Source organism: Pseudomonas sp. FP2254, assembly GCF_030687695.1.
GTDB lineage: Bacteria > Pseudomonadota > Gammaproteobacteria > Pseudomonadales > Pseudomonadaceae > Aquipseudomonas > Aquipseudomonas quebecensis.
Genome location: NZ_CP117444.1, coordinates 1,633,808 through 1,651,555 on the forward strand (window position 1 = coordinate 1,633,808; position 17,748 = coordinate 1,651,555).

General features: G+C 60.7%; 22 protein-coding genes and 1 tRNA gene. 9 read left to right on the plus strand and 14 right to left on the minus strand.

Annotated elements, in window-relative coordinates; translation table 11 throughout:
* The first annotated feature begins 10 nt into the window (after positions 1–10).
* A complete protein-coding gene (purC, locus tag PSH94_RS07540) occupies positions 11–724 on the plus strand; it encodes a phosphoribosylaminoimidazolesuccinocarboxamide synthase (protein WP_010212191.1) in 714 nt (237 codons plus the stop codon).
* Positions 725–806: 82 nt separating this feature from the next.
* A tRNA-Ser gene (locus tag PSH94_RS07545) sits at positions 807–896 on the plus strand.
* An 88-nt stretch (positions 897–984) separates the two neighbouring features.
* Here the strand turns inward: PSH94_RS07545 and PSH94_RS26035 are convergent.
* Positions 985–1,176, minus strand: coding sequence for a DUF1508 domain-containing protein (locus PSH94_RS26035; protein ID WP_370694748.1), 192 nt, complete (start codon positions 1,174–1,176; stop codon positions 985–987).
* Positions 1,177–1,205: 29 nt separating this feature from the next.
* Here PSH94_RS26035 and PSH94_RS07550 point away from each other — a divergent pair, with 29 nt between their 5' ends.
* Entirely contained in the window at positions 1,206–1,643 is a 438-nt protein-coding gene (locus PSH94_RS07550) for a hypothetical protein (protein WP_305436990.1), read from the plus strand.
* A 160-nt stretch (positions 1,644–1,803) separates the two neighbouring features.
* Here PSH94_RS07550 and nadS read toward each other — a convergent pair whose 3' ends face one another.
* Both nadS and PSH94_RS07560 read right to left on the minus strand, forming a co-directional pair.
* Positions 1,804–2,091 carry a NadS family protein gene (gene nadS / locus PSH94_RS07555; RefSeq protein WP_181081085.1) on the minus strand — a complete coding sequence of 96 codons (288 nt, stop codon included), beginning with the start codon at positions 2,089–2,091 and terminating at the stop codon, positions 1,804–1,806.
* A 2-nt stretch (positions 2,092–2,093) separates the two neighbouring features.
* Complete coding sequence (locus PSH94_RS07560; RefSeq protein ID WP_181081084.1) at positions 2,094–2,408, minus strand: type II toxin-antitoxin system RelE/ParE family toxin; 315 nt, start codon at positions 2,406–2,408, stop codon at positions 2,094–2,096.
* A 595-nt stretch (positions 2,409–3,003) separates the two neighbouring features.
* Between PSH94_RS07560 and PSH94_RS07570 the strand changes: the two genes are divergently transcribed.
* Both PSH94_RS07570 and PSH94_RS07575 read left to right on the plus strand, forming a co-directional pair.
* Positions 3,004–3,177: a hypothetical protein gene (locus PSH94_RS07570; RefSeq protein WP_305436993.1), complete on the plus strand. Its 174-nt coding sequence runs from the start codon at positions 3,004–3,006 to the stop codon at positions 3,175–3,177.
* A gap of 108 nt (positions 3,178–3,285) precedes the next feature.
* Positions 3,286–3,495: a hypothetical protein gene (locus PSH94_RS07575; protein WP_305436995.1), complete on the plus strand. Its 210-nt coding sequence runs from the start codon at positions 3,286–3,288 to the stop codon at positions 3,493–3,495.
* Positions 3,496–3,594: 99 nt separating this feature from the next.
* Here PSH94_RS07575 and PSH94_RS07580 read toward each other — a convergent pair whose 3' ends face one another.
* From PSH94_RS07580 to PSH94_RS07610, 7 genes are read right to left on the minus strand one after another with little or no spacing between them, the layout of a single operon-like run.
* Complete coding sequence (locus tag PSH94_RS07580) at positions 3,595–5,091, minus strand: hypothetical protein (protein ID WP_305436997.1); 1,497 nt, start codon at positions 5,089–5,091, stop codon at positions 3,595–3,597.
* A 48-nt stretch (positions 5,092–5,139) separates the two neighbouring features.
* A complete protein-coding gene (locus PSH94_RS07585) occupies positions 5,140–7,059 on the minus strand; it encodes a response regulator (RefSeq protein WP_253511163.1) in 1,920 nt (639 codons plus the stop codon).
* On the minus strand, positions 7,049–7,912 hold the full coding sequence (locus tag PSH94_RS07590) for a sensor histidine kinase KdpD (RefSeq protein ID WP_181081079.1): 864 nt from the start codon (positions 7,910–7,912) through the stop codon (positions 7,049–7,051). The genes PSH94_RS07585 and PSH94_RS07590 overlap by 11 nt, the downstream gene beginning before the upstream one ends.
* On the minus strand, positions 7,905–8,912 hold the full coding sequence (locus tag PSH94_RS07595) for an ATP-binding protein (protein WP_253511167.1): 1,008 nt from the start codon (positions 8,910–8,912) through the stop codon (positions 7,905–7,907). Before PSH94_RS07595 ends, PSH94_RS07590 begins: the two co-directional genes overlap by 8 nt.
* Positions 8,903–9,307: an anti-sigma regulatory factor gene (locus PSH94_RS07600; protein WP_181081077.1), complete on the minus strand. Its 405-nt coding sequence runs from the start codon at positions 9,305–9,307 to the stop codon at positions 8,903–8,905. The genes PSH94_RS07595 and PSH94_RS07600 overlap by 10 nt, the downstream gene beginning before the upstream one ends.
* A complete protein-coding gene (locus PSH94_RS07605; RefSeq protein ID WP_181081076.1) occupies positions 9,304–9,666 on the minus strand; it encodes an STAS domain-containing protein in 363 nt (120 codons plus the stop codon). Before PSH94_RS07605 ends, PSH94_RS07600 begins: the two co-directional genes overlap by 4 nt.
* A 2-nt stretch (positions 9,667–9,668) precedes the next feature.
* Positions 9,669–10,520 (minus strand): STAS domain-containing protein, encoded by an 852-nt coding sequence (locus PSH94_RS07610; protein WP_181081075.1) that lies wholly within the window; start codon positions 10,518–10,520, stop codon positions 9,669–9,671.
* A 168-nt stretch (positions 10,521–10,688) separates the two neighbouring features.
* Here PSH94_RS07610 and PSH94_RS07615 point away from each other — a divergent pair, with 168 nt between their 5' ends.
* Positions 10,689–11,591 (plus strand): LysR family transcriptional regulator, encoded by a 903-nt coding sequence (locus tag PSH94_RS07615; protein ID WP_181081074.1) that lies wholly within the window; start codon positions 10,689–10,691, stop codon positions 11,589–11,591.
* Here the strand turns inward: PSH94_RS07615 and PSH94_RS07620 are convergent.
* Entirely contained in the window at positions 11,583–12,341 is a 759-nt protein-coding gene (locus PSH94_RS07620) for a substrate-binding domain-containing protein (protein WP_253512073.1), read from the minus strand. The genes PSH94_RS07615 and PSH94_RS07620 overlap by 9 nt on opposite strands.
* Positions 12,341–13,645, minus strand: coding sequence for an MFS transporter (locus tag PSH94_RS07625; protein ID WP_181081073.1), 1,305 nt, complete (start codon positions 13,643–13,645; stop codon positions 12,341–12,343). The genes PSH94_RS07620 and PSH94_RS07625 overlap by 1 nt, the downstream gene beginning before the upstream one ends.
* Before the next feature lie 198 nt (positions 13,646–13,843).
* On the opposite strand from PSH94_RS07625, the gene PSH94_RS07630 reads away from it, so the two are divergent.
* The 3 genes from PSH94_RS07630 (at position 13,844) to PSH94_RS07640 (ending at position 15,451) form a co-directional block, all read left to right on the plus strand.
* A complete protein-coding gene (locus PSH94_RS07630) occupies positions 13,844–13,987 on the plus strand; it encodes a hypothetical protein (RefSeq protein WP_181081072.1) in 144 nt (47 codons plus the stop codon).
* A 122-nt stretch (positions 13,988–14,109) separates the two neighbouring features.
* Positions 14,110–15,033 (plus strand): LysR substrate-binding domain-containing protein, encoded by a 924-nt coding sequence (locus PSH94_RS07635; protein WP_181081071.1) that lies wholly within the window; start codon positions 14,110–14,112, stop codon positions 15,031–15,033.
* Positions 15,034–15,088: 55 nt separating this feature from the next.
* A complete protein-coding gene (locus tag PSH94_RS07640; protein WP_305437001.1) occupies positions 15,089–15,451 on the plus strand; it encodes a 5-carboxymethyl-2-hydroxymuconate Delta-isomerase in 363 nt (120 codons plus the stop codon).
* Between the two features lie 33 nt (positions 15,452–15,484).
* Here the strand turns inward: PSH94_RS07640 and PSH94_RS07645 are convergent, their stop codons facing one another.
* Together PSH94_RS07645 and PSH94_RS07650 are read right to left on the minus strand one after the other, a co-directional pair.
* The gene (locus PSH94_RS07645) at positions 15,485–16,420 is read right to left on the minus strand and encodes a LysR family transcriptional regulator (RefSeq protein ID WP_253511170.1); all 936 of its coding nucleotides are present in this window, start codon (positions 16,418–16,420) and stop codon (positions 15,485–15,487) included.
* A 137-nt stretch (positions 16,421–16,557) separates the two neighbouring features.
* Positions 16,558–17,745: a cyanate transporter gene (locus tag PSH94_RS07650; RefSeq protein ID WP_181081068.1), complete on the minus strand. Its 1,188-nt coding sequence runs from the start codon at positions 17,743–17,745 to the stop codon at positions 16,558–16,560.
* Positions 17,746–17,748 lie beyond the last annotated feature (3 nt).

Consider the following 17,748-nt stretch of genomic DNA (forward strand, 5'->3'; position numbering starts at 1 on the left):
GGAGCCCATCATGGAAAAACGTGAAGAACTCTACCGCGGCAAAGCCAAGTCGGTGTACAAGACCGACGACGCCAACCGCCTGATCCTGCTGTTTCGCAACGACACCTCGGCGTTCGACGGCAAGCGCATCGAGCAACTTGATCGCAAGGGCATGGTGAACAACAAGTTCAATGCCTTCATCATGCAGAAGCTCGAAGCGGCCGGTATTCCGACCCAATTCGACAAGCTGCTGGGCGACAACGAATGCCTGGTGAAGAAACTGGACATGATCCCGGTCGAGTGCGTCGTGCGTAACTACGCCGCCGGCAGCTTGGTCAAGCGCCTGGGTGTGGAAGAGGGCCTCAAGCTCAACCCTTACACCTTCGAACTGTTCCTGAAGGACGATGCCAAGGGCGACCCGTTCATCAACGAGTCCCACGTTGTGGCTTTCGGCTGGGGCACCGCCGAGCAATTGGCGCGCATGAAGGAATTGTCCCTCAAGGTCAACGACGTGCTGAGCAAGCTGTTCGACGACGCCGGCCTGCTGTTGGTGGACTTCAAACTGGAATTCGGCGTATTCCATGACGGCTCCATCGTCCTGGGTGACGAGTTCAGCCCGGACGGCTGCCGCCTGTGGGACAAGGACACCAAGAAGAAGATGGACAAGGACCGCTTCCGCCAGGGCCTCGGTGATGTCATCGAAGCCTACGAAGAAGTCGCCAACCGTCTGGGCGTACCGCTTTAATCGACGCAAGCATCTGATAGCACGGAAAAAATCTCGCAAGAGCTTTGCTTCCACGAAACAGGCTGTTATGATGCGCGCCGTTGGAGAGATGCCAGAGTGGCCGAATGGGACGGATTCGAAATCCGTTGTACCTTCACCGGTACCTAGGGTTCGAATCCCTATCTCTCCGCCATTATTTAAAAAGCCCTGTAATTCAATGAGTTACGGGGCTTTTTGTTTTCCGATTCTACCCAGTATTTTTACCCATCTTTTACCTCTGTTTACTCTGTGTAGAAGATCTTTGATGCAGTTGAATTTTGCATCAGATTGATGGAATGCGTGCAGTCTGAACGATTCACGTAGCTCTCACAGCTCCGAGCGATTTCCTCTCCATTCTTGGCGTAATCGATCCAGTACCACTGCCTAGAATTGTCTTTTTTCTGCCAGTAGCACGGATATGTAACCTCACCCATTTCCTGCTCCCTTTATTCAGGCGGACACCATGTCCAGCGTGAAGCGTAGGCGAGCATTCCCGTTCTACAACCATTCCACGCCCCTAATTCTTGGCAGGCTGCTATACCTCCCGGAAGGCGTGACGCCGTATCTTGAAAATATGGAGCAGGGAATGATTCGGAATATCGTCGTGGTCGGATTGCTGGGTTTTTCAGGGTTGGCGTTAGCTCAGTGGGGTGACGTGGAATACAATGCCACGTTGAAAAAGGAATACATCTACTGCGCTAGCCAAAAGTCGCTAGACGAATTCGGGGCCTTTGCTCAAGACGGGGATGAGGACGGCGCGAATAAGATGGTCAGTGACGGCAAGTGCCGCATCAGCTCCGGAATGAAGGTGCGGGTGTTCCAGGAAAACGAATACGCTGCAAGCTTCCTTTCACCCAGCGGGAAGGTGTTCTACACGTTTAAAGCATGGTTGAAGAAGTAGGAAAAAAGCTGCTGAATCAGCGAAGGCGGATGCGCTTAGTACTCGTATAAAAAACCGAATTTGCACCCTTTTTAAATCGGCAAATATTGGAGCTCTGGGGTGGCTTACTGCCTGCCCCTGAATCGCCCCGGATTCTTTAGACACCTTGCAAGCTCATTGCTCAACCCGCCAATGCGTTCAGCACATGTACTGGATCGTTATGAATGGCCTTAAGCAGTGCTTTTGCTGGGCCAGTAGGCTCGCGCCGTCCCTGCTCCCAATTGCGTAAGGTTCCGAGTTGCACATCAATCAGTGCGGCAAACTTGGCTTGAGTCAGGCCCGTTGCTTTGCGAATCTCTTTGACCTGTAGCGCATCAACGTGGAATTCGCGCGAAGGCTGACGCTCACCTCGTAGGATTTCGTTCATTTCCTGCACGCTTCCCATCAGCTCGTCAAAAAATTTGCTCATGATTATCTCCAGTGTTCGATTGCAGCCTTCAACGCTTTGCGTTCGTCGCTGGTCAGGTCGTGCTGTTCATTCTTCGGGTAGATCATCAACAGAATAATCTGCGACATCGAGACGAAGTGGTAGTAGATCACTCGGGCTCCACCTTGTTTGCCATGGCCCTTCGCAGCAATTCGAGCTTTACGAATTCCACCGGTGCCTTCGATCACGTCACCTGCGGACGGGTTAAGCATCAATGCACGCTGAAAAACAGTGTAGGCATCGTCATCAATCAATTCTTTCACACGGCGCGTGAAGGTTGGGGTCTCAATGAAAATCATAGCTAATGTACGCCATTGGCTTAGTTTTCGGCAATGCTAAGCCCGTATACGTCAGCGTGCAGCCGATGAGTTGTAACTGGTTTTTTTTACGAGTCTCGATGTATCGCAGGACTGTCGATATGCCATCCAGTAAAGACCCTACCGCTTGGGCCGTTGCCCTCGCATGGCGGGCTCAACTGTGGCTGCACCACTCTGGCAATCCTCTCTGGGCTAAGCCTGCTAGAGCTCCCACAAGAGGCGGCAGCGTTCGTGGGGGCATGGTTGGGCTACCGGCGTCGACAAGGCGCGCAATCTGGCTGAACGCTTCGCCGGTGCCAAAATCCCCCCGACGCGACGAGGATGAATTAACACACCCCCCCAGCGCGGCTACGGCTACCGTTGGCAGCAGGCTCGCCTCGGCTGGTTAAGACATCACCCGCTGTGCGCCGAATGCGAGCGCCACGGCCGTATCACCCAAGCATCGGTCGTCGACCACATCCAACCCCATAACGACGCCCACAAACAACGCTTCGAAAAATCCGGCGTAATTCTCGGCTGCACAATCGACGGCCAACTCTGCTGCTGTCCTGGCAATCCTTCGTTGTCGATAGTCTATTTGGCTGGAAAGGCTCAGACGGTTTCCGCCGCTTCCGCACCGCCTACATCGACCGCCAAAGGCTCCGGCAAGTCGCCGCTGGCCACCGGCATCGGCCTCTACGGCATGACCTCGGACGCCGCAGCCCGCGCCGAGATCTACGCAGCCTCGACCAAAAAAAACACCAAGCGATGATCCTGTTTCGCGACGCGGTTTCGATGGTCGACCAATCCGCATTGCTGGCCGAGCGCCTGGAGAAATCCGGTCGCGGCGAAAAGGTCTTGAGCCTGGCCCACTTCGCCTTTGGCAGTTTCTTCCGCCCAATCAGCGCCGACGACGGCGCGTCCGCCTATCGCGTTGCTGGACGAAATCCACGAATACAAAACCCGTGTCGTGGTGGACATGATCCGCGCAGCACCAGAAGTCGTCGCCACACGCCTCGGCGAACTGGCCGCACGGTTCAACATCGTCGGCGTGGCGTTCGATCCCTATCTCTCCGCCATTATTGAATAACCAAAAGCCCCTGAAAGGTTTAACCCTTTCAGGGGCTTTTGCGTTTCCGATGGCTTCATCGTAGAGGTGGGTTGTGTCCGGTGCGGGTACCGGCGTCCTTCACTCAAACACTAACCCCTCACTCTCCAAAGCCTCCACCATCTGCGCAAACTCCGGCAGCCGCGCCACATATTCCGTTTCGAACGCCAGATACCGATCCTGCGCCGCTACGTAACGAATCTGCGGTTTCACTCGCGGGATGTCTTTGGAGGACAGTTTCAGCACGTCATTGCTGCGCTGGTTCCAGAACCACGCCAGCGTGTGCGTGCCGAAGGTTTGCGTGTGGTAATTCCACACCCACCAATCGCCATGGCCGCGGGCGACGTGCAGTTGCCCATGAAAGGTGCGCAGGGTGATGACCTGCTTGGGTTGCGTGGTCAGCAGGCGCGTGTCCTGGCGCAGTTCGCTGCCGAAGCCGTCCATGACTGCACGGGTGCTGGCGCCGGTGATGAAATTGAAGCGCCACGCCAGCAGCACGGTTTCCTGATAGCCCGTGTGTTCGCGGTTGGGCCGTGTGCCTTCGCTGAACAACAGTACCTCGTCGCCTTCCAGGTACGCTGTGGCTGCGCGCAACTGATAACCCTCAGCCGGCATCGGTTTGGCGGCGATGACGGCGTGTTGCGCGGGGGCTTGGTTGCAGATCCAGCACTGCGGGCCGTTGTGCTGCATAAACAGCAAACGGTTGGGCCCGATAGGCAAGAGGGTCAGTTCATCCGGGTGTTCGAAAATGACCTCGCTGGTCTGCGCGGTGATGCGCCAGATCCGCGTCAACGGCTCGGGGTCGTAGAGGCGTTGACGCTCGTATATCTGCCCATCGACCACCACGCAGGGCTCTTCAAACGCCGGCCATTGGATCTGGGCAGGCCCGAAACCCTCCACAGCATCACCCTGGCGGATCTCGTACTGATAGCGGTCATCCGAATCGTACGCGCCGCGCGTCACCTGACGCTTCCACAGGCTGTGTTGAACGTTGGCATCGATAAGTTGAAGATCGGCGCCGTCCACGCCGTCATCGCGGGCTTCGAGCATGTCCTGCTCGGTGGGTGGCCAGGGGTTGTAATCAATCAGGAAGCACAGCCAGCGGTCTTCGTCCTGCTCGGTAATCGCGGCCCAGCCGTTGCGGTAGTTGTACGCGTGCACAGAGGTCGGGCCGGGGTAGTCGTGCACGTCCTGCAGCCACTTGAGCTTGCTGCGCCTGGGTGGGCGCGCGGGCGGTGTTTGCGCTTCGATCAGCGTGGGCGTGAAGCGTGGCGCTGCGTTGTGCTCGCGCCAATGCCGGGCAAACCGCTCGCGCTGATCGGTCGGGACAATCACCGGGCGGTAATCGTCGCCACCGGCGTCGAGGTTCCACAGGTCGAAGCCCTCGCGCGCCAATGCAGTGGCCAACGCATCGAAGCACACCTCGGGCATTTCATTGCACAGCTCGTCCAGCAGCGCCTCGAATGCCGGGCCGCACAGCACAGGGATATGGGGGTAGGAAGGCGGCAACAGGGCCAGCCATTCGCCGCCGGGAGTTTTCCAATCGATATGCACCAACGGATCGAAACCAGCTGTCATGACGCCTGCCTGCCCTGGGATTGTGTACCACGCCTCTTAAAGCCCGAATCAAACCTCCAGGCCGTGGCGGATTTTTTCCAGCAATTGATCGATATGAAACGGCTTGGTGATCAGGTCCATGCGTTCGCCGAGAAAATCCTGGCGGTTCGCCGCATTCTCGGCGTAACCGGTCATGAACAGGATCGGTAATTCCTGGCGCAGATCCCGCGCATGATCGGCCAGCTCGCGGCCGGTCATGTACGGCAGCCCGAAATCGGTAAGCAGCAGGTCGATCGTCGGATCGGCTCGCAGCATGACGATGGCTTCGTCACCGTCCGCGGCCAGGCTGCAGCGATAACCAGCATCCACCAGCACTTCAGCCACGAAACCACGCACCGAAGGCATGTCTTCGACCACCAGAATGTGCTCGCCGTTGCTCACCCCTGGCACGGCCTCGACTTTCGTGGCCAGGGCGGCCGGGCCGTCGGCGGCGGGCAGCATGATGGTCACTTCGGTGCCTTGGCGGGTCACGCTGCGGATCTGCGCATCGCCGCCGGACTGGCGGGCGAACCCATAGATGGTCGACAGGCCCAGGCCGGTGCCCTGGCCCACCGGTTTAGTGGTGAAGAACGGGTCGAACACTTTGTCGATCACGCCGGGCTCGATACCCACGCCGTTGTCGCGTACCGACAACGCAATGTACGGGCCGTTTTCCAGCTTGGGGTTGCCGGTGGAATGCGCAGGGTACGTGGTTACCCAGATGACGCCACCCTGGGGCAGGGCGTCTCGGGCGTTGATCACCAGGTTGAGCACCGAGCTTTCCAGCTGGATTGGGTCGACCAGCGCCACGGCGGGGTGGGTGGTCAGCTCCAGATTCAGCACGATGTGTTCGCCGATGGTGCGCATCAGCAGCTCTTCCAGAGAGCGGATATGCGCATTGATATCGGTGGGGCGGGTGTCCAGCGGCTGCTGGCGTGCGAACGCGAGCAAGCGGTTGGTCAGGCCGGCGGCGCTCAGGGCGGAGTTCAGCGCGGCGTCGGCATAATTGAGCACCTTGTCGGTGCGCTGGCTCTGAATGCGTTTCTTGATCAGCTCCAGGCTGGTGATGATCCCGGTCAGCAGGTTGTTGAAGTCGTGGGCGATGCCGCCGGTAAGCTTGCCCAATGCATCCATTTTCTGCGCCTGCAGCAACTGCGCCTCGGTGCGGGCCAACTGGCTCGCGGCATTGGCCAGTTCGGCCTGTTGATGACGTTCGCGATGACGGTGCTCGGTGACGTCCTCCACGAACACCAGGCTGAGGCCGGCGCTACGGTAAGGCGAAATCTGCCATTCGGTCTCGCGCAGCTGGTCGTCGACCTTCATCAATAACGTGCCTTTCCAGCGTTCACCGGCGGCCAGGCGCAGGCATAGCTCCTGGATCACGGCCAATTGATCGGTGGCGAAGCATTCCAGCAGGGCGTCGGGGTTGAGGTTGGCGTGGATCAGCTGGGCGAAGGCATGGTTGCATTCGTGGACTTTGAGGTGCGCGTCCATCACCGCGATGGGCGCGCTGATGTTGAAGAAAATCTCGCGAAAACGCGCTTCGCTTTCGCGCAAGGCGTATTCAGTGTCGCGTACGCGCAACAAGGTGCGCAGCGTAGCGAGCAGCACCTCCGGGTCCACCGGATGGATCAGGTACGCATCGGCGCCGGCGTCCAGGCCGGTGATGATATCGCCGGTCTCGATCGACGCCGCCGAGACATGCACCACCGGCAGTAACGCGGTGGCGGGGTCGGCGCGCAGGCCGCGCACGATATCGAAACCGCTCATGTCCGGCAGGTTGACGTCCAGGATCAGCGCATCGATGGTGCGACTGGCGATCAGGTCCAGACCGTCCTGGCCGGTGCCGGCTTCCAGTACCCGATAGTGATGGTTTTCCAGGCGCCGGCGCAGGGCGTAGCGCGTGGCAACGTTGTCGTCGACGATCAACACTTGGATGTCACGTTTCATCGACGATCTCGTTGGCGATGGAAAGAGGAATGACCACATAGAACAGCGAACCCACGCCGGGCTTGCTCTCCACGCCGACCCGGCCACCCAGCAATTGAGCGAAGCGCTTGCACAGTGACAGTCCCAGCCCGGTGCCGCGCAGGCGCTTCTGCAGCGGGGAGTCGATCTGGGAAAAGTCCTCGAACAGATTGCTGTGCAGTTCGACCGGGATACCCAGGCCGGTGTCCTGCACCGCGAAGCGGATCTCCCGCTCGTTCTCCATGCACGCCGACACGCGTACCTCACCCTGCAGCGTGAACTTCAGAGCGTTGGAGATAAAGTTGCGCAGGATCTGCGCGAGCTTCTTGTCATCGGTGTACAGCTTGGGCAGGCCGGCCGGCTCTTCGAAGATCAGGTCCACCGCCGAGGCATCGACAATCGGCCGGAACATGCCGCGCAGCGCCGAAAACAGGTCGAACATGTCGAACCAGGCCGGGGAGATACTGATGCGCCCGGCCTCGATCTTGGCCAGGTCCAGCAGGTCATCGACCATCTCGCGCAGTTCCCGCGCCGAGCTGCGGATAAAGCCCACCTGGGTGTGCTGCTCAGGGCTGAGCGGGCCGTCGAGTTCATCGTCCAGCAGGCTGGTGATACTCAGGATCGAGCCCAACGGCGTGCGGAACTCATGGCTCATGTACGACAGGAAACGGCTCTTGAGGTCCGAAGCCTGGCGCAGTTGGTCGGCCTGGGTGTCCAGCTCGGCATACAGCGCCAGCACGCCCTGGTTGGTTTCATCCAGCTCGGCGCGCAAGGCGTCGGCTTCCTGGCGCAGGCGTTGCACCTCAGCGGCGAGCGAGGCAGTGGTGTCAGCCATCGATGGCCTCCAGGGCAATCACGAAAACGGTGACGTCATCCCGCCCGCGACAGAAGTCACGGTGCAGGATGGCGGCGATCAAAGCCGGGTGGCGGTGCGTCAGCCCAGGGTAGTCGGCCAGGTTCCAGCGTGACTGCAGGCCGTCGCTGTACAGGATCAGCAACTGGCCGCCGACCTCAGCGTAGTCGAACGGCTGCGCCTTGCGAAACTGCACGCCGACGATGCCCGGGTGGGACGCCAGGCCACGGGACTTGCCGGAGCCGATCAGGCTGGCGCCGATATTGCCCACGCCGGTGAAGCGCAGGCTGCCGGTCGCGGCGTTGTATTGCGCCACGGCCACCGCACCGCCACGGGTGCCGGTCATGCCGACATGCATGTCGGCCATCAGCCGCGTGGCTTCATCAAAGGCGCTGCGTGCAAATACCTGTTCGCCGTCCCGCGCGGCGCGTTCGGCTTCGCTGCCATGGCCCAGCCCATCGGCCACCATCACGCTGAAACGGCCGGGTTCGATTGCCAGGTGCCAGGCGTCGCCGCAGGCCGGGTCGTCATGCAGCGAATGCTGGCTGACCCCGTAGCGAATGTCGCTGACCGTGGAGGCTCGTGGATACAGACGCGCGAGCATCGCCGTGCCGCGAGGGTCGGCATATACATCGAACACCTGGGCCACCCGTGAAATGGCGCCCATGCCGATGCCCTGGGTGCCGCCGGTGGAAAACCCGTCCACCAGACAGCTGTCCAGGTCAAAGCCCTGGCCGCGGTCCACGGCGATCATCTCCACACCGCCGTTGCCGGTGGCGCGCAGGTGCAATTGGCCGTGAGCCGCATGCTTGAGGATGTTGCTGCTCAGCTCGGTGGCCACCAACGCCACTCTGCCGGCGTCGGTTTCGTCGAAGCCCAGGTGTTCGGCGAGTTTCTGCGCGGTGCGTCGGGCGTGGCCAATCTGGCTTACATCCTCGATCAACAACACCTCGGTGAGGGCGCTGGGAATATTCAGGCCCATCGAGTGATCGTCACGCGGGTGCCCTGGCCGGGTGCGGTGTCCAGTTCGAATTCGTCCACCAGGCGCTTGGCGCCGGTCAGCCCCAGGCCGAGCCCGCCGCCGGAGGTCCAGCCGTCGGTCATCGCCAGCTTGAGGTCGGGAATGCCCGGGCCTTCGTCGCGAAACGTCAGGCGAACGCCGGGGCGCAGGTCCTTCTCGACTATTTCCCAATCCATATACCCGCCACCGCCGTAGACCACCGTGTTACGCGCCAGCTCGCTGACCGCCGTGACCAGTTTGGTCAGGTCGATCAGGCGCATGCCGCAGTCCTGGGCCAGTTTGCGGACCAATTGCCGAGCCAGCACGACGTCCTGTTCGATCAGCACGGGGTGCGTGCCATTGCTGGCCACGGTCATGAGTGGTCCACCCGTTCTCGCAACAGCTTCATGCCTCGTTCGACATTCAATGCGGTGGCGACGCCGGGCAGGGTCATGCCCAATTCCACCAGGGTAATGGCCACCGCCGGTTGCATGCCCACCAGCACGGTCTGCGCGTCCATGATCCGCGACAGGCCGGAGATGGTGCCGATCATGCGGCCGATAAAGGAGTCGACCATGTCCAGCGCCGAGATATCGATCAATACGCCACGCGCCGAGGTGCGATTGATGCGTTCGGACAGGTCGTCCTGCAGCGTCAACGCCAACTGGTCGTGCATGTCCACCTGGATGGTCACGAGTAGAAACTCGCCCATCTGCAAAATCGGGATGCGTTCCATAATCAGACGGCCTTGGTCACGGTCACGCCCAGGCGCTTGAGGGACAGGGCCAGGGCGTCGGCCAGATTGGCCTTGGTGACCACGCCTTGCAGGTCAAGGCCCAGGTGCACGATGGTCTGGGCGATCTGCGGGCGCACGCCGCTGATGATGCAGTCGGCACCCATCAGGCGAATGGCGGTCACGGTCTTGAGCAGGTGCTGGGCCACCAGGGTATCGACGGTCGGCACACCGGTGATGTCGATAATTGCGATTTCCGCGCCGGTGTCGACGATGCGTTGCAGCAGCGACTCCATCACCACCTGGGTGCGCTGGGAATCCAGGGTGCCGATCATCGGCAGGGCCAGTACGCCATCCCACAGTTTGACCACCGGCGTGGACAGTTCGAGCAGTTCTTCCTGCTGGCGCTTGATCACCAGTTCACGGGACTTCTGGAACGTGCGAATGGTGTGCATGCCGAGGGCATCGAGCAGCTCGGAAATTTCCCACAGCTGTTCGGCCAGTTGCGCCGGCTGTTCGACGTATTCGCGTTGCAGCAGGGCGAACAGCGGGCCTTTGAGCGCGAAGATGAAACTGGCGGTCTGTTGCGAGTCCTGGCCGACCAGCGCGCGGCTATGGGACAGCTTTTCCAGGAGCACGCGGGTTTCGGCCCAGTTCTCGTGGTTGACGTTCTGCGAACCGCCTTGTTCCAAGGCTGCAATCAGTGTGCTCAGGAAGTCGTTGGCCTGTTGTTTCAGCTCGGCTTCCTTGACGTTACGGGTGGCACCCGAGGCCTCGAGGCTTTCGATCCATGTGCTCAACAGGCTGAGTTTGTTGGTTTGCAGCGCCTGAACGGTGTTCGCGTGAAGTGTCGCCATGGGAAAGCTCCTGGATGCCTGATATATGCTGCGCGCAATCTATACCAAAATGTGTCGTTTGAAACTGTTTACACGGATTATTGCGGGGGATGTCTACAAACTGCGTCGCCCCACGTTCATGGGCCTCGGGTACTATAGATCGACCCTCTCAGTCGGCCAGTGCTTCCCGTGATTATCAATTTCGACCTCAACGACCTGCAGGCCTTTCGTGCCGTGGTGGACAAAGGCAGTTTTCGCGGCGCCGCCGAAGCGATCCGCATCTCGCAACCGGCCTTGAGCCGACGCATCGAAAAGCTCGAATCGGCGCTCGATGTGAAGCTGTTCGAGCGCACCACCCGACGTGTCAGCCTGACCATGGTGGGGCGCGCGTTTCTCCCGCAGGTCGAACGCATGCTCGACGACCTCGACCTCGCGCTGATGGGCATCAGCAATGTGGCGTCCACGCGCATGGGCAATGTCACCATCGCCTGCGTGCCCTCCACCGCGTACTACTTCATGCCTCATGTAATCTCCGAGTTCCACAAGCTCTACCCGAAGATTCGCCTGCGCGTGCTCGACGCCAGTGCCGGCGAGGTGTGCAGTGCGGTGGAAAGCGGCGAGGCGGATTTCGGCGTGAGTTTCAGCGGCAGCCTGGCCGATGAGGTGGAGTTTGAACTGTTGCTGCAGGAACGTTACGTGCTGGCGTGCCGGCGTGACCATCCACTGGCCGGGCGCGACAGCGTGACCTGGGCCGAAGCCTATGAGCATGACTACATCACCGTAGATAAAACCTCGGGCAACCGCTTCCTGCTCGACCAGGCCTTGCGCGGCGTGCGGGTAAAGAAGCCGAGTATCTGCGAAACCCACCACGTGACCACCATGATCGGGTTGGTAGAGGCGGGGCTGGGCGTGGCCATGGTGCCATCGATTGCAATGCCGGCGTGCGAACACCCGATTCTGGTGAGTGTGCCGCTGGTGGAGCCGCAGGTGATGCGCAATGTGGGCTTGATCAAACGCCGCGGGCGGACGTTGCCGCCGGCGGCGTTGGAGTTGGAACGGTTGGTGCGCGAGATGCCGTTTCGGTCAGTGTGATACCGAGTCCAGGCCGGTGGCGCGCACCGCCGGTTGTACCTCGGGAGAGGCGAGGTACTGCAGCAGCGCCTTGGCCTGCGCTGGGTGATCGGCGTTCACCGGGATACCCGCGGCGAAGCGCGTCACCGATTGCACGTCCTCGGGGATTTTGCCTACGTAGGTCACGCCCGGCACCGGTAACAGTTCTGCCACCTGCTGCAAGCCCACTTCGTAGTCGCCCTTGGCAACCTGCTCGGCCACCGGCAGGCGTTCGATCATAGTGCCCTTGGCCGGCATGCCGAGTTTCTTGAACAGCTCTTTCTCGACATACACGCCACTGGCGCTGTCCGAGTAAGCCACGGACTTGGCCTTGCTCAGTACGGCCTTGAGCTCGGCATCGGTGCCGATCGCCGGTTTCGGCTGGCCTTGCCTGACCACCAGGCCAATGCGCGAATCGGCCAATTCCACCCGCGAGGCCGGGTCGACCTTGCCTTGCTTGATCAACTCATCCAGGGCGTAGCCGACCATGATCACCACGTCGGCGTGTTCGCCACGGGCCAGGCGGTTGGGGATCGCTTCCGGCGCCTTGCCCATCGACGGGCCGAGAATGGTGTCGAGGGTGTCGCCGCTGCGCTGGGCATATTGCGGGCCCAGCACTTTATAGGCTGCCGTGAAGCCACCGGAGGTCATGACCTTGAGCTGCTCGGCCTGGGCCGTCAGCGCCAGGGCGCCGAGGGCGAGGGCGGTCAGCGTATTGAACAGCGGCTTCATCATGCGGCCCCCTGCATCACTTGGCCACGGGCGTTGGCGCGGCGGTACAGCGCCAGGGTCGAGCACAGTGCACACAGCGCGGCGAACATCATCCAATAGGCCGGCGAAGCTTTGTCTTCAGTGATGTGAATGAACCAGGTGGAGATCGCCGGGGTGAAGCCACCGAAGATCGCGGTCGCCAGGCTGTAGGCCAGGGAGAAACCCGCCACGCGCACTTCCACCGGCATGATTTCGGTCAGGGCCGGGATCATCGCACCGTTGTACATGCCGTACAGGAAGGAGAACCACAGCAGGGTTTCCAGCATATGTGCAAAGCTCGGCGCGTTAACCACGTAGGACAGGGCCGGATAGGCCGTAAGCACGGTCAATGCGGTCATGGCGATCAGCACCGGTTTGCGCCCGAAGCGGTCGCTGAGGGTGCCGCCGATGGGCAGCCATACGAAGTTGGAGATGGCCACCAGCAAGGTCACCAGCAGCGCGTCGGAGGTGCTCAATTGCAGGACGGTCTTGCCGAAGGTCGGCGCGTACACGGTGATCAGGTAGAACGCGGTGGTGGTCATGGCCACCATCAGCATGCCGCCGATCACCACGGTCCAGTTCTTCACCAGGGTTGCGAGCACTTCGCGCATGGTCGGGCGATGCTTGCGATTGGCGAACTCTTCGGTTTCCTGCAGGTTGCGACGCAGCACAAAGATAAACGGGATGATCACGCACCCTACGGCGAACGGAATGCGCCAGCCCCAGTCGGCGACCACCGACGGTTCCATCCACACGTTCAAACCGTAGCCCAGCGCGGCGGCGACCACGATGGAGATCTGCTGGCTGCCCGACTGCCAGCTGGTATAGAAGCCTTTGCGGCCCGGCGTGGCCATTTCGGCCAGGTACACCGACACCCCGCCCAGTTCCGCGCCGGCCGAGAAGCCTTGCAGCAGGCGGCCGAGCAGCACCAGCAACGGCGCCCATAGGCCAATGCTCTGGTAGCCCGGCACCAGCACGATCAGCAGCGTACCGCTGGCCATGATCGACAGCGTCACGATCAGGCCTTTGCGCCGGCCGACGTCATCGATATACGCCCCCAGAATGATCGCGCCCAGGGGCCGCATCAGGAAGCCGGCGCCGAATACGGCGAAGGTCATCATTAATGATGCAAACTCATTAGCGGCGGGGAAGAACGCGGCAGCGATATAGGTGGCATAGAAGCCGAACAGAAAGAAGTCGAACTGTTCGAGGAAGTTACCCGATGTAACGCGCAATACCGCACCCACTTTGGAGCGGGCAGAGTCAGGCCGGGTTGAGCTAGTCATGGTTTTGTGTCTCCAGCGTTCTTTTTAAAGTGCTTGTTTCGCTTAAGACCTGGGATAGTGGCTGACACATTTAGAAATGATAAGTGAAAATTTTGGATTTATTGATGCGTCATGGCTATCAATCGGCGACCGCATCCGAAACCCTTGTCCTGTTCTATGCTGATAACGATGGTCAATGCTTACGCAAGGGAGGTGACAATGGGTAACGAACCGAAGCACCACGATGAGCCGGCGCAGGAGCAATCCCGGCGTCACGAAGAGGAGAAACCACAAACCTGGAAGCATCCGGACGATGGCACGGAGTTGTCCGAGCGCGATCAGGAAATGCCGCTCAAACCCTGAGCGCCAGGTCTGACAGGCACCGGTGGGCCATGGCCTACCGGTGTATCCGGCGCTGTCGCGCGTAGACGCCGCTCGCGGCGCTTTCTACACTGCGGTTCGTCTTGGGGAAAGGGCAGGCGCCGATGAATCGCAACGAATTACGCAAGGCCGACATCAATCTGATGGTGGTCTTCGAAGCACTGATGCTCGAGCGCAACGTCACGCGGGTGGCGGAGAAACTATTTCTGGGCCAGCCCACTATCAGTTCGGCGCTCAACCGTTTGCGTACCTTGTTCAACGACCCGCTGTTTATCCGCGTCGGCCACCGCATGGAGCCCACCGCGCGAGCCGAAGAGATAATCCAGCACCTGTCGCCGGCCCTGGATTCGCTGTCGTCGGCCTTGAGCCTGACCCACGATTTCGACCCGTCCATCAGCACCATGACCTTCCGCATCGGCCTGTCCGACGATGTGGAGTTCGGCCTGTTGCCGCCTTTGCTGCGCGCCTTGCGCCAGGAAGCGCCGAAGGTGGTGTTTGTGGTGCAGCATGTCGATTACTGGCGCATCCCCGATCTGCTGGCATCCGGTGACATCACCGTCGGCATTACCCAGACCCGCGGCCTGCCGGCCAATGCCAAGCGCAAATTGCTGCGTCATATCCGTCCGCGCCTGTTGCGCGCCGATGCGTCGGACACGCCGTTGACCCTCGATGAATATTGCGCACGGCCCCATGTGCTGGTGTCTCACACCGCCAACGTGTCGGGGTTTGCCGATGAATGGCTGGCGGAAATCGGCCGCAAGCGGCAGGTGGTGTTGTCGGTGCCGCAATACAGCGCCTTGCCGGCGCTGTTGGCCGGCACCGACCTGATCGCCAGCCTGCCGGACTACACCGCAGAGGCCATGGCCGTGTCAGGCCAGCTGTTTTGCGAGCCGTTTCCGTTCGAGACGCCGACCCTGGATTTGTCCATGGTCTGGCTCAGCCACGTGGATACCGACCCGGCCGAGCGCTGGGTGCGTTCGCGGTTGGAAGCGTTTATGAGCGATCGCGGGCCGCTGAATCCTGCCTGACGGTTTTTTCCGTGATATATCTAAGAGCCTTCCTACAAATAACTCGGAGCGATCCATGCCGCACTTGCACCTGGAGTACACCGCGAACCTCACCGGCCTGGCCGTCGAGAAAGCCTTGTTGCGGCTCAACAATGTGCTGATGGCATCCGGGCAATTCGGCTCGGAGTTCGATATCAAAAGCCGCGCGGTGAAAGTCGAGAGTTTCCAGGTGGGCACGTCCTTCAACCCACGCGGTTTCATTGCGGTGAAATTGTCGCTGCTCAGCGGACGCTCGCCTCAAGTCAAGAAACAGCTGTCGGAAGGCCTGTTGGCGGCGTTGCACGATATGGGCGACTGGCCGGCGGACATGCAGGTGCAGCTCAGCGTGCAACTGCTCGATATGGATCGAGAGTGCTACAGCAAGGTTGTCATCGGCTGATCACCGCCCCGCAAAATCACTGCAGAGCCTGCGTCAGAGCAGCCCTTGTTCTGCGCAGACTTTCACCACCTGTTCCCTGAACCAGGTATTGGCGCGGTCCTGCTCGCTGCTTTCGTTCCACTGCATATCCAGAGTAAAACCCGGCAAGCCGTTCGGCGCTTCGCAGTGACCGAAGGTCGAGGCCGGTGCCAGTAGCTTTTGCACACGGCGGGGCAGGGTGACGACATAGTCGGTGCCCGTGATCATCTTTAATGCCGCGCTGTAGCTGTTGGCCCGCGCCACCACGTGGCGTTTATGCGCCAGGCGGCCCAGCCAACCGTCGATCATATTGGTATCGGACGTCCACGGTGTGGGAAACACATGGCGTCGCTCCACAAACGATTGCAGGCTGAACGCCGGTTCCTGTGGCGCGGCGCGTTTGTCGAACACGCACACCAGATCATCCTCCAGCAGCATCTGGGTTCTGAAGTCTTTGTGGGTGCGATGAAAGTGCGGGCCGAAGCAAATCACCAGGTCCAGGCGACCTTGGCGCAGGTCCTCGGCGGGGATATCGGCTTCCAGCTTGCGCACATTGACGATCACCGGCAGGTCGGCGCGGTCGAATTGCTTGAGCAGGCGCGGCAGGATCAGCTGTTCGAAGTATTCCGGGGCGCACACATTGAAGGTCACCGCCTGCTGGGTCGGGTCGAACGCCTGGCCACCGGCATGACACAGGTTGATGCTTTCGAGAATCTTCTGCACATGCCCGTACATGGTGGTGGCCTTGTACGTCGGTCGCATGCCCGCACGGGTGTTGATAAACAGTTCATCCTCGAAACTGGTACGCAGTTTCTTGAGGCTGTAGCTCACGGTGGACTGGCTGACGAACAGCGTTTCTGACACATCGGTAACGCTGCTCTGGTCATAAACGGCGATAAACACCATCAAGTCCTGCATATCGAGCTTTCTGAGCAAGTTACTGTTTAACATCGGTTTCGTCCGTAAACCCCATGTACCGAATTCAGTACAAGACAGCGCAAAAGATTAACGGAACGGGCGTCCCAATAGGAAGCTTCGTAGGCTGTTTCTATGTTGGGTGTGGGACAAAAACTGTTGGCGACACGACCTCAGCGAATTTGCTGCGCGTAGCGCTTGGGGTCGAAGCGCGTCACGATCAGCAGCATCACACCGATCACGGCAGTCAGCGCCCACCAGGCCCATTCGAAACTGCCCAGTTGGTCGCGGATCACGCCGGCGATCAGAGGCGACAGCCCCGCGATCAGGTAGCCGATGCCCTGCACAAAGGCCGTAAGACCACCGGCGCGGCGGGGGTTGTCCAGGTGGTCGAGGGACAGGATCAGGCTCATCGGAAACAGCCCGCCGATGCCCAGGCCGAGCAGGCAGGGCCATAGCAGGCTCAGGTGCTGTGGCGCGAGGATCAGGCCGCAGAACCCGAGGATGATCAGCACCAGCAACACCGCCACTACGCCGCGTTTATCCCGGCGACGGTTGGCGATGGCCGGCGTGACCAGCCCCGACACCACTTCCATCGCCGTGAGAAAGCCCAGCAGCAGTCCGGCGTTCTGTTCACTCCAGCCTTGCTCTACGTAGTACGGCGCCAGCCACGCGAGTACACAGGTGTAGGACGCCGTGCCAAGACCAAAGAAGATCGCCAGCAACCAGGCGCGTGCGTTACCGAAAAAGCTTTCCTGCGCGCCGGAGCCGGCCTGGGGCACCGTCGGCAGCGTCGCACGCTGGGCGCACCAGAACACCAGCGCCAGCACGGCGAGCGTTGCCCAGATCGCCAGGCCGATGCGCCAACTGCCGGTCCGTGCCTGCACGAACGGCGCGAATGATGCGGCCAACGCGGCACCGCCCATGATTGCGGTGACATACAGGCCCATGAACAACGACACATTCTGATTGAAGCGGGTCTTGATCAGCGTCGGCATCACCGCCTGAATCAACGCGATCCCCACCCCGGCGGCGATGGCGCTGACGATCAGCTCCAGCGCCGAATCCAGCCACAACCGTGACAGCGTCGCCACGCCGATTACCCCCAGCGACAGCACGATGCTGCGGTGTTCGCCAAGCCGCTTGGCCAGGCCCATACCGAAAAACATCGCCAGCCCCATGGCCATCACCGGCAGCATGGTCAACAGTGCCGCGCTGCTGAAACTCAACGGCACATCGCCGCGAATCGACGATAACAACGGCCCGACTGCCGCCATCGACGGACGCAGGTTAAGGGCGACCAGCACAACACTGAGCATCAGCCAGACGGCCGTAGTGGGTTTTGCGTGAACGTTTTCCATGGG